Source organism: Bradyrhizobium denitrificans, assembly GCF_013179005.1.
Lineage (GTDB): Bacteria > Pseudomonadota > Alphaproteobacteria > Rhizobiales > Xanthobacteraceae > Bradyrhizobium > Bradyrhizobium denitrificans.
Map to the genome: position 1 here is coordinate 1 of NZ_JABFDP010000065.1, position 10,924 is coordinate 10,924.

Annotated in this window: 9 protein-coding genes; 4 read left to right on the top strand and 5 right to left on the bottom strand. The window is 56.5% G+C overall.

Features of this window, described 5'->3' with window-relative positions:
• Window positions 1-112: 112 nt before the first annotated feature.
• Together dgt and HL671_RS37495 are read right to left on the bottom strand one after the other, a co-directional pair.
• The gene (gene dgt, locus HL671_RS37490; protein ID WP_172244131.1) at window positions 113-1,483 is read right to left on the bottom strand and encodes a dGTP triphosphohydrolase; all 1,371 of its coding nucleotides are present in this window, start codon (window positions 1,481-1,483) and stop codon (window positions 113-115) included.
• Entirely contained in the window at window positions 1,461-1,631 is a 171-nt protein-coding gene (locus HL671_RS37495) for a hypothetical protein (RefSeq protein ID WP_172244134.1), read from the bottom strand. Before HL671_RS37495 ends, dgt begins: the two co-directional genes overlap by 23 nt.
• Before the next feature lie 457 nt (window positions 1,632-2,088).
• On the opposite strand from HL671_RS37495, the gene HL671_RS37500 reads away from it, so the two are divergent.
• Window positions 2,089-3,450, top strand: a complete 1,362-nt coding sequence (locus tag HL671_RS37500) for a hypothetical protein (protein ID WP_172244137.1) — start codon at window positions 2,089-2,091, stop codon at window positions 3,448-3,450.
• Window positions 3,451-4,133: 683 nt separating this feature from the next.
• Here the strand turns inward: HL671_RS37500 and HL671_RS37505 are convergent.
• From HL671_RS37505 to HL671_RS37515, 3 genes are all read right to left on the bottom strand, one after another.
• A complete protein-coding gene (locus HL671_RS37505) occupies window positions 4,134-4,727 on the bottom strand; it encodes a 7-cyano-7-deazaguanine synthase (protein ID WP_172244140.1) in 594 nt (197 codons plus the stop codon).
• The gene (locus HL671_RS37510; protein WP_172244143.1) at window positions 4,724-5,932 is read right to left on the bottom strand and encodes a PfkB family carbohydrate kinase; all 1,209 of its coding nucleotides are present in this window, start codon (window positions 5,930-5,932) and stop codon (window positions 4,724-4,726) included. Before HL671_RS37510 ends, HL671_RS37505 begins: the two co-directional genes overlap by 4 nt.
• Window positions 5,933-6,247: 315 nt before the next feature.
• Window positions 6,248-7,075, bottom strand: a complete 828-nt coding sequence (locus HL671_RS37515) for an 8-oxoguanine DNA glycosylase (protein ID WP_172244146.1) — start codon at window positions 7,073-7,075, stop codon at window positions 6,248-6,250.
• Between the two features lie 95 nt (window positions 7,076-7,170).
• On the opposite strand from HL671_RS37515, the gene HL671_RS37520 reads away from it, so the two are divergent.
• From HL671_RS37520 to HL671_RS37530, 3 genes are all read left to right on the top strand, one after another.
• The gene (locus HL671_RS37520) at window positions 7,171-7,440 is read left to right on the top strand and encodes a helix-turn-helix domain-containing protein (protein WP_172244149.1); all 270 of its coding nucleotides are present in this window, start codon (window positions 7,171-7,173) and stop codon (window positions 7,438-7,440) included.
• 664 nt (window positions 7,441-8,104) lie between these two features.
• Window positions 8,105-9,373 carry a hypothetical protein gene (locus tag HL671_RS37525; RefSeq protein ID WP_172244152.1) on the top strand — a complete coding sequence of 423 codons (1,269 nt, stop codon included), beginning with the start codon at window positions 8,105-8,107 and terminating at the stop codon, window positions 9,371-9,373.
• A gap of 117 nt (window positions 9,374-9,490) precedes the next feature.
• Window positions 9,491-10,849, top strand: coding sequence for a hypothetical protein (locus HL671_RS37530; protein ID WP_172244155.1), 1,359 nt, complete (start codon window positions 9,491-9,493; stop codon window positions 10,847-10,849).
• Window positions 10,850-10,924 lie beyond the last annotated feature (75 nt).

Sequence of the window (10,924 nt, forward strand, 5' to 3'; positions counted from 1 at the left end):
ACTCTAGCCAAAAATGGTCCAGTTTTCCGGCCTCAGATCACCCTTCGCAATCCTCGGTGAAAAAGTTGCGCAGGATCGGGCCGCCTGCCTCTGCATAGACAGACGAATGGAGTCAGACCGGTTTAAACATGCTGTGTCCGGCATTTGAATGTAGACGGTCGTAGAATTCGGTCGCGTACCGGTCCGTCATACCAGCAACGAAATCACAAATAATTCGGAGCTTCTGCGGTTCGGTCGAAGCACTTCTAAACTGTTCCCGCACGTCGTCGGGCATCATGAGGTAGCCCTTTTCGCTAGCGAGCGCTTGGAAAATGCTCTTCACGACTTCGTATCCGCGAAATTCGGGTAGTTTGACCCTTGATGAGTAGATCATGCTCTCGAAAGTATACTGCTTGAGAATCTCGACTTTTAGACGGGCCTCATCATTGAGATACACCTTGCTCAACATAGGGTATCTGTGATCGATCTTCACCTCGACTGAGTTTATGGCCTCGTGAACGAGCGCCGACGACAGCTTTGTCCTGAGATAGCCGGACTCGCTCAGCTCTTGTGAAGCTTGAAACCACTTGATCGTTGCAATCAGCGAGTTTTCGTCGGTGCCTTCGATGCCGCTAAAAATGTCGGTCAGGATGGCTAGGACATACTCGGGTGTGATCTGGCGCTTCAATTCCTTCGAAGTTTTTCTCGCCACGTGCGACAGTAAATCCACGTTCGATGCGACGATTGACGCAGGGGTGAGAAATCCCGCCTTCATTGAGTCTTCGAGGTCGTATGTCGAGTAGGCGATGTCATCCGCGAGATCCATGATCTGACATTCGATCGTCTTGAAATCGCGACGCCCAACACGGCCCGCCGTATGCAATTTGATGTTCCGGACAACTTCCTCTTCGGATCCGTAGTACCCTTTGACCAGCTTACTTTTCTTGGTACGCCGGGCCGGAATGATCTCATCGTATTTGAGGACTGCCGCCATGAGGCGATACGTCAAGTTCAGCCCGGCACGATCATCTCCTTTAACTCGTGTCTTCCTGCGGGCCTTCTTCTCAAGCCTCGAAATGATACGCAACGTTTGCGCGTTGCCTTCGAATCCTCCCGCACTTCGCATGAGATCGTCGAGCGCGCGCTCGCCGTTATGGCCGAAAGGTGGATGACCTATATCGTGCAGAAGAGCGGCAGCTTCGCACAAGCGCAGATCGAGCGGGTTGTCGCGAAAGTACGGGTCGACATAGTTCAACCGCTCGGCGATGCCGGAGGCGATCTGTGCAACCTCAAGGGAATGCGTGAGCCGATTTCGGAAGAAATCAGACTCATGTCCCGGAAAGACTTGTGTCTTCCCTTGCAGCCGTCTGAAGCTCGCGCAGTGGATGATCCTGCCGTAGTCCCGCCCTATCGGCAAACGCCACGGATCCGTGGGGCCGTCATCGTTGACCTCACGCTTCCAGTCGTTTTCGGAATATAGGCTAGGCCTTTTTCTTGCGGGCAAGCTTTACCGGCTTCTTTGTGGCCGAAGCGGTTGTATTTGCCGCCACCTTTCCGGAGCGGCCGATCTTCAGCAGCAGAGCCCGCCGCAGAATGGCGACTTTCTGTTCAGCCCTATCGCTTGCTTCGATTACAGCGGCGTAGGCAGTCATGATTCGATCCCTCTTGGTATGACACTACGCTAAACTACGACCGGAGGTCCACCCAGTTTGCCCCGTCACGATTAATTTTCGGCTATGGGAACCCTGTAACTCCACCGATTCCGGCTATCGAACGGAATAGCCTTGACCCTGGCGCAGCTCAATCTAGGAACTCCGACAGCTCCTCAAGCTCCCTGTACGGATCCTCGCACGCCTGCAGAGATTTAGCGCTGCCGACCCACCGTCCACATGTTTCGGCTCTTTTGAGGGTTGCCCTGCGAAGCGTTAACGGCAAAGGAATGGATGAGAGACTAGGTAAAGAACCACCGGCCGGTGCCTAGCGGTTCAGCCGAGCGATGCAAGACCGGTCACGAGGAGGGGTGAAAGACAGTGCAGGGCGGGCCCAGTTGGACTAGAGGAAATGCCCTCCCATGACCGTCAGAGCGGCTGGTACACAAGGACCGGGTTGATGAAGCTCAGGAAGGACAAATCGCTAGACGAACTCGCACGGGTTGGGAACGTCGCACAGTTTGTCAGCTACTCCCCAGGCAGGGTCAGGCCGCACCAGGAGTTCAGCCGTGTCGCAGGTTTCGACGCCAATCATCAATTTCAGAACATATCCGAAGGTCTACGTGTCTTGCTCGATCGGTGCCCAGAAGGCACCCTAAACCTGCGCAGCTTCACGCCAGATAATCCCAGGAGCCGCGACTTTCACTATGGCTTGGCCGACCTTGCACAGATCGAAGCGCTCGTCTGCAAGATGTCCGGCGAAGGTCTCTATGTCATTGCAAACGAGACCGTCGATGTCGCTGACGGTGGAGTATCGGGCGTCATCCAAGGAGGCGTCGTCGAATTTGCACCGGACGACACACCTCGGTGTGTCGAAAAGGGCGGTACAGCTTCAATGTCGCTGGGCTGGGGACTTTCGCTTCTCAAAACTGTCTATAGCTTTCCCGTCGAAACGGTCGATGCAGGCCGCGGCCGGCTAGAGTTCAGCATTCACCTGAAACCACGGGGCTGGCGCCGCGGTCATACGCTGATGTGGGAGTATGAGGCTTCCGACAGCGCGCCGGCCATGGCGGCGCTGAAGTGGCCGAACCGATTCAGCAGGCTTATTGGCGACAAGACATTCGGTCTCCTCGTCGCCGATCTAATCGGATTGCCCGTTCCTAGAACGACGTGCATCTCCCGGCGCATCGCTCCGTTCTCCTTCGGTCAGCCGACTTTTTCGAACGAAGTCTGGATCAGAACCTGTCCTCGCGAGCAGGAGCCGGGGAAGTTTACTACGGCGAAAGGTTGGCTGGATCCCTTTCGCCTCCTTGCTGAAGAGGATCCGACGGGAGAGGCGATTTCAGCGGTCTTGTGTCAATCGGCTGTGCCGGCAGCATTTGCGGGCGCTGCAATTATGGATGCAGAAAAGCGGATTGTAATCGAAGGCACTTCCGGCGAGGGGGACAGCTTCATGGTTGGCAAACGACTCCCGGAACGCCTGCCTGAAAATGTTCTGCATGATATCCGCGAGACGTATCATCTTGCCGAAAAAAAGTTGGGTCCAGTGCGATTTGAGTGGGTCCACGACGGGACGCGCGTCTGGATCGTACAGCTGCACAAGGGCGCAACCGACAGTTCGGCGTCGACGCTAGTGCCCGGCGAAGCGGATCAATGGGAGGTGTTCGACGTCTCAAGCGGATTGGAGGAATTGCGTCGCCTGCTCGCCCGGCTCCCGGCTGACGTTGGCCTGCAGATCCGAGGAGACGTCGGCTTAACAAGTCATGTCGCAGATCTCTTAAGAAAGGCCCGGCGACCCGCCCGGCTGCAACCACAGAGCTAGGGCAGCTCCAGCACTAGCGGCCCCTCTTTGCGCTGGAAATCTGGATTCCTCCAACGCCTTGAAAACGCTCCCCAGGAAGCTCCAATAAGGGCAGCATCGCGTCTCCGAGAAATCCTAGCGGGCACGCCGAAAGACCCAGCCATTCTGCGCACATGCAGATAGTTGCAAGAAGCGCGCCGGCATCACGCAGCAATAGAGATTCCGCGTTTTCGTAGGCTGCGAAGAGTTTAGAACGATCACCGATCAATCGCAGTGTGCATCCATCCTGCGAGCCTGTCACCGATAGGACCGCCGCGCGATTTTCCAAGCACACACGCTCGCCGCTAGCTCGAAGGAGCAGAAAGGCGTGGTTTTTGGGGTCGTACAATCGTGGTGCCGAACTATCATCGGGAATGCAGATGACGCTGATCGATTGAAGGCCGCCGGATGATGGACTTGCTGACCAAGCAATCGGCAATCCAGCCCGCCCGCTCGGCGCATGTCCTTTCCAGGCAACCGCGTACCACAACAATTCCGCGACTAAGCTAAAATTAATTGGATCACCGACGGTCGAACGTCGCCTCGCAATCACGTCCGCAAAAGTTCTTGAGGAAGGATCGCACGGGCGGGCCAGAACTTCAGTTTTCACTACGTCGAACTGATGTGGCGCCCACGCTAAGGGCGCGTGGCGCGGTAGTGGTTCTTTAATGAGCATCCCAACCCACGGCTTTCCAAGTCTCATAATGTTTAATGCAACCACGACAGTTGCCGCACGCTAGAGCTCCGGTATGACAAGAGTGCGCCCAGGCGAGAGTCGCTTTATCGATCCCGGAAGCGATCACCAGTTCCGACGCAGAAAGACCGATCGCCGGCGCACTCACGATCAAGCCCCCCTCCTGCATCGACATCAGATCAGAAATCTTTTCAACGAAAGCGGGCAGACCATCGGCATGTTGAGCGTCAGTTCTCAACGTTCCTATCAGCAGCTCTGTCGCTCCGAGACGCAGCGCTGCAGCACCTGCGAGTGTCAAGATGAGCTGATTTCTAAAGGGCCACCATTCCGAGACAGGAGCGTGAGGACTGGGAGCGGTACCAGCCATATCTCCTGAGCCAACCGCGCTGCAGTCGGCTTTCACCTGCTCGTAGCGAATGTTCATAGCGCGACAGGCTGCGTGGCCCGCATCGCGTTCCGCAGAGGCAGGCTTCTGCCCGTAGTCGACGAAAATCGCGATCTCCGGTCGCTTCCACCAGGCAATACTGATCGAGTCCATACCACCGGACATTAGAACCGCTTTCATGCCTTCGGGAGCCTCCATATAGTTCGATACAGCGCGGAAACAAAGTCATCGACCACTTCGCAGCCGGTACCTTCCACCATCTTAAGACTTTCGACGCTGACATTCTGCGCGAAGCAAACGACCGGGATCCCTTTCTTCACGGCGTAACCCACTTCAAAGATCGTGCCCGCGTCCAGACCGTTCAAAATAGCAAACACCGCGTCTGATTTCTCAAGGCCCTTGATGTCCTCCGGACCGACGATTGAAGCTGGGCCGGGACCGACCTGGTGGAGAGGCGAGAAAACGGACGCGCCAAGAGCGCGGAGCTGATCCCTGGTTTCCTCAACAAGCCACCTCTGGGCCAAATCGAAGAAGGGGGCCGCCAAGTAAACCGTGCCCTTCGTCGGTACGACAGGATCGTAACTCAGCGCTTGTAAATCGGAGACACCTGGAACGGGAAGACTTCGTGTATCGCAATACAGCGCTACCGCCCGCGATGCGAGATCGGCTGCCTGTGCCGCGTCCATGCCCTGGCATCCCCACAAAGCAGCAAAGGTGCCCGAGAAAACGTCGCCAGATCCGAGCTTCCAAACGTGAGTCGACCGGTATGCAGGGGTGACGGACTGACCGACTCCCGTTGTCACCATGGCTCCACTGCTGCCCATCTTGATGATCACAACTTCCGCCAATCCTTTTGCAATGAGATCCTTAGCTGCTAGCGACGGATCGGATTGCCCAGTCATTTGCTCAGTTTCGTGGCGATTCATCACCACAGCCAAACGGCGTGCCCGAGATCCATTGGCCTGAAACAACGCTACATCAAATGCCGATTGCGGATCGTAGACGGCGACATTGGCTTCGACGATTGCGTCCCCCTCCAGCATCCCGAACCGAAGTACAACGTCACCCTTCACTGATATCGGGACGTGAGCCTCGATGTGTCGCGGTGTCGGAAAAATGGCCGGAACGGACATCGGATGCAGATAGCTAAAGCTAAGGTTATGCTTCGCTGAGGTCGGCATCAGGGTGGCATCGCAGTCCGAGGCGACATGCTCCGCCTGCGCTTTCATCTCCGGCGCAACATAGGAATGCAGTATGATCCGACCTGGAATCAGATTACGCACTGCGTGCGCCGCTCGGCCTGCAGAACCATAGACGGCATCCCACAACGGCTGAATACATCGTTCAACGTAGATACCGCCTACGATCGTGAGATCGTGTGTCATACCGGATCTACTCTGACCTCATAGGCTCCGCCGGCAATATTTACAATCGTCGCCTGATACGTGAAGCCGCGGTTCTCAATACAATCAATAATCTCGAGGTAACCAACAAATGTGAGCGAGCCCGCCGCCGCGCCAGCTCCATCGACTACTGTCAAGATTGGCGAAGCGCCAGGTCGCCTGACCTCGACGCCGAGAACGGAGCCAACCCCGAGAGCACCGAGGACCGCGGCTTTTGGACTATTGATCGGACCACGGCGGCTTCGGGCGCATGGGTCGGTCGCCCCCCTGTCTCCTCCTGTCGCACCACCGCCATCGTTACGCGAGCCGCCTGACCCCGACATTTACCCCCTCCAGATCGTTTCTATCCGAAGAGTCTCTTACCTGCGTCGCTCCGTCAACCAGTTGTTGCATAAACTTTTGGCTTAACCCTCTCATAGTGCTCCACATGACGGCGTCCATGCTCGAGGCAGCCGACCCGGTTATGCGGCAGAACTCAAGAAATCGCCGCTCGAGTTCGAAATAGAGCCGCACTGGATCGGCCGCATGCGGAAATATGCCCATGATCCTGCAAGCTCTGACAATATGAACATCTAGGATCGCAACCTCGTCGCTGGCACGTCGATTGCGAACGATCCAAGAGGCCGTCTTTGGGCCTACACCTGGTAGCCCGAGAAGTGCATTGCGCAGCGCCACATCGGAAATCGCAACTTCCTCGATACTGGGCAACATGGCGAGCGCGCCTGCCAGATACTCAGCCCTTTGCGCGGCAAAACGATACCTCACACTGCGGCCGCCAATTTGAAGCGGATACCTCAGCAGTTCCCGCAAGCGCGCATGCAGCCTAACCCCGTCTGACAAATCCGGAAGAGCGCCGCAAACTCTTTCGGCTGCGGCAAGCCCAACTTCGGCCGGAATGCCGTAACCGCCAAGAATGCAATATACGACCTCTTCCTCGAGCGAGCGCCCAAGTTGGAACGCATTCTGTGAGGGCTTTCCGGTCATCCACGCCTGAGCAACCCAGAAAGCGGGCGTGAGAGGGTGCTCGAATGCGCCCCAGCGCAGGCCGCCGATCAATGGCGCCTCCGGGTCTGGCAAATCCAGAAAGTCGAAATGACCGCCAAACTTTCCGACGACGCGTTGCATCCAATAGTCTCTTATGCAATGAATACATATTCTTATGTATTACATAAAATTGGTCAATGCCTCCTAGAACCTTGCTAGCGCGTGTCCACACTAAAATGCGCGAGACGGGCGCCAGCCAGTCTGACGTGGCGAAAGCGTGCGGCTTCACCCAACCGCACATCAGCAAGGTGTTGAACGGAAGAGTAAAATTAGCAAAGAAGACCGCAGTCGGCCTCGAAGAATGGCTCGATCAGAACCGGGAGGCGCCAGAACCGTCGCCCCAGACGTTGGAGAAAATTGCGGCGAAGCTGAACGCGGTTGGGCCCAAACGACGGATGCAATTTATGCAATTGCTGGCTGCGATTGATGAGCTGCTCGGGCGCTAGGCCCTTTAAATCCGACAAGATCCGGGCGACGCTTGCAAACCGCCGAGCAAACCCAAACCGTATTTGGCACGCCTGCACTTTGGAGCATTCGCTTTGCGACCAGACTGGAACAATACCAAGAAGATGCCGCAGGCCTGCTTTGTGCAGTCTGGGGTTTGATGCGGATCACGGCTCCAAATGGACAGCGCACGAGGCCAAAACATCGTTGATGTTATTGTAAGGCTTCGAACGGCTGAGATCCCAATTCTATGGATAGCTCCCCTTACGGGTCCTAGCGAATTGCGCATGATGATTGCCGATCGCAGTCAGGAGGGCTGGAACTACCGTCGCCTCCAGGACGAAAGACATTCACATGCGAGACTCACGCGGGCGTTGGAGCGCCGGCGCTGAGATCTGCAATTGTCGTGTCGAGCGCCGTCGAGTTGGCAGGCAGGCTGGTTTGACCGGGATACATGAGTCTTGGCAATTTGATAGAACACCGCGGCAATTTGGCGTCCCCTCGCATCACGGTTTGAAAATGGCACCAGCCCAGCGCGAACGTAGTCAATCGGTCCGAGTCTTTGCCGGATTAAGTGGCGCCACGTCACTTAACCGCCCCAAGGACTGGCAGGCATTCGAACGCCTAACTCGGGATCTATTCGTCAGGCTTACGGGCGACGTCCACATGGATCTGCATGGCCGCAACGGCCAGCCGCAATCAGGTGTCGACGTGTCGGGCGTTGATCAACGAACGCGCGCCCAAGTCGGCATTCAATGTCGTGGCCGTGGCGACGGTTCAGCGTGGACGAATAGTCGGCTCACACAGAAAGACTTGCGCGAAGAAGTAGCGAAGGCGCGCAGCTTCTATCCAAAACTCGACGTCTTCGTTGTGCTCACAACGGGCCCGAACGACGTGCGATTGAAGAAGGCGGCGGCCGAGATAAGCGAGCGCCAGGCGCGCGACGGGAGCTTTGAGGTGCAAGTGCATGGTTGGGATTGGATCGAAGGCCACTTGAGCGAGCACGCCGACCTTGCCGTCCGGTACGGCCTCATCGCGGTCGCAAGCCCCGATTTTCACGATGCAACGACCGCTTCAACAATTGCAAAGCAGATTGGGTCACGCCTAGCGACGGCGGTCGAATTGATGAACGATCGGCGCAGTGTGAATGAGCGGTTCACTCTGCAGAGCATTTCGAAGCACCTTGGATTTCCTGACTGGCGTAAGCTTGAAGCTATTATTGAGGGGCGTCCCGATGTGAGTGCATCGGAGCTAGTCAACGTCGCGCGGGCTTTGGGCATAAACGAGCAATGGCTTCTCGAAGGAAAACAGACCCCCTTCCTCGTTGATCCGGAGGATTATAGAGGCGCAGCAGAGCAATTTGATTCCATCCAACGGCTCAATCCAAGGCGCATCGTCTTCGTACGACAGAGTGAGGACGATTTTGAATCCATCGTGGCTGCTGAGATCGATCACTTTCGTTGGGTCACGTTCCATTGGGACCATCCAACGAGCAGCCATGTCGGCGGCACGGGCAAATATCAACTCCTGGAGTACTGCTGCCTGATCCGGCGGCTCTATCGGACTTTTGATCATCCGGGCGCATGCACTCTTCAGGGAAAGCATCTCGAAAGGGCTGACTTCATGCGCCTGTGGGCAGGGGATGTTTATCCAGGAACGTTCCTTCATTGGGGGCACAACGATCATTGGTGGATTGATTTTGCAGAACTGGCGACAGGAAGAGTGGAGGGTACGTCCGATTCTGCGCGAGAATTGCGCGAAGCCATTCGTATCGCACGCGTCGTGCTAGCGAACCATCAAGGTCCCTCTGAACGTGACGGTTGGATGCGCACTCAGCTCGTTCATGCAGGTATGCCCGTCAACGAGCCGAAGTCTGCTGCGCACTATCCTCTCGACTTGGGCCTTTCGCGCGATCGAATCGACGTAGACGGCTAGAGACGGTCTACGCATGCGTGTCGGATCGTCGGTATGACCGGCTGCGCTTCATTGCCGGCAGCGGTGGAATCGACTGAGGTAAGGAGCCTATCTCGATCGTACCAGATGGAGACGAGCGTGCCTACGAAGCCATCAAATTCGGATATTACCGATCAGCGCGATCCTCAAATGGAGATCGCCGCGCCCGAGATCGCGGCTCGGAACGAATACGCATTTTCGCGTTTCTCGCGGGCAGTACGTTGGCTTGGATCCAAGCCATTTCGCTTTCAAAGACTGGCCTCGATCAGAGGGCGTTTGTCCACGATAGTCGCACTCATTCTCGTCGCCTATGCCGTTCTTGAAGTTGTGCCAGGGTTAATTGACTCGCGCCAGCAGCGTACGCTGCATCGAGCGCCCGTGCATCGCGACGATAGTGTCATCCGCACCGGCACGACCACAAATTTCGAACGTACTGTTCTTCTCTACTATCGCGACGTGAACGGTACCTTACATCTGCTTTTGGCCGACGAGAGCGGCGTCAACGAATTTGTCAACGACACGTTGGTCTACCTCGATACGGAGAGTAAACGAATAAGAGCGAGTACGACGGTTCAAATAAATGCGCTCCTTGCTGAGGCCTTTGCGGATCGCGATGCTTGCATTGCTGCATATGCGGACTGGTACTTCGCATGGAGCCGATCCTGGGCTCTCCTCAAGGAAGCGTCGTTAGGCGGCTTGTCAGGCGCTCTACCCAGTAACGCGCAAGGGATCGTAGAGGGGAGCCGTAACGCGGTTGAGGCTTACCTGATCCGGAACTATCAGAGGTTCGTGCTTAAGCCTGAGTTCCGAAATTCTGTTATCGAAGCGGGTCTCGCCCGCATTCTAGCCGATGCACACGACGAATATCTCAGCGTCATCACGACGCTTGATGACCGCGTTCAGGATTATCTGAATCGCGAAACCCAGCACCTCAAACGACTCGAACCGCTGGCGAAGCTGGACGTTTCGCTGGCATGGGACCAGCAAAAATGGAAGGCTCCGCGCGACGCGGTGGATGACGAAGCATTCAAGACGGTTCTTAGGGGAACGGGGGCCGCATCTGTCTCAGCCCTGGTGGCCAGAGGGGTCGCGCCGGCTGTTGAGCGGGCCGTTACTCCCATCTTTGCAAAAGCTGCGACCAAAGTTGTCACCGCTATGCGTTCGCAGATAATCGGCGCTGCCGCAGGGACGGCGGTCGAACCAGGTCTTGGTACGGCTCTGGGCTGGACCCTGGGGGCGAGCGGCGGCATTGCGATAGATTATTTGATGAGTAAGGGCCAGGATTGGCTCGATCGACCAGAATTTGTGCACGCAAACGCACAGGCGCTGGATGCAACGATTCAGGAATGGTCGCGTGTGATGCAGCGCGACCTATTTAGGGGAGTCGATGCATGGTTTGAGGACACACGCGGCGTGGTTGCTGAATTCAAGATTCAAAGAAAAATTCCGACCGGCTGACGAGAGCCTCTGCTTCGCTTGCGGTGTCGCCGGGCTAGGGCGTGGACTCATAAACCCTGGTCCAGAGGCGGGTTG

Coding starts and splice junctions, on each gene's coding strand:
- HL671_RS37500 (WP_172244137.1), top strand. CDS start 2,089: ATGAAGCTCAGGAAGGACAAATCGCTAGACGAACTCGCACGGGTTGGG.
- HL671_RS37510 (WP_172244143.1), bottom strand. CDS start 5,932: ATGACACACGATCTCACGATCGTAGGCGGTATCTACGTTGAACGATGT.
- HL671_RS37520 (WP_172244149.1), top strand. CDS start 7,171: ATGCGCGAGACGGGCGCCAGCCAGTCTGACGTGGCGAAAGCGTGCGGC.
- HL671_RS37505 (WP_172244140.1), bottom strand. CDS start 4,727: ATGAAAGCGGTTCTAATGTCCGGTGGTATGGACTCGATCAGTATTGCC.
- HL671_RS37495 (WP_172244134.1), bottom strand. CDS start 1,631: ATGACTGCCTACGCCGCTGTAATCGAAGCAAGCGATAGGGCTGAACAG.
- HL671_RS37515 (WP_172244146.1), bottom strand. CDS start 7,075: ATGCAACGCGTCGTCGGAAAGTTTGGCGGTCATTTCGACTTTCTGGAT.
- HL671_RS37525 (WP_172244152.1), top strand. CDS start 8,105: ATGGATCTGCATGGCCGCAACGGCCAGCCGCAATCAGGTGTCGACGTG.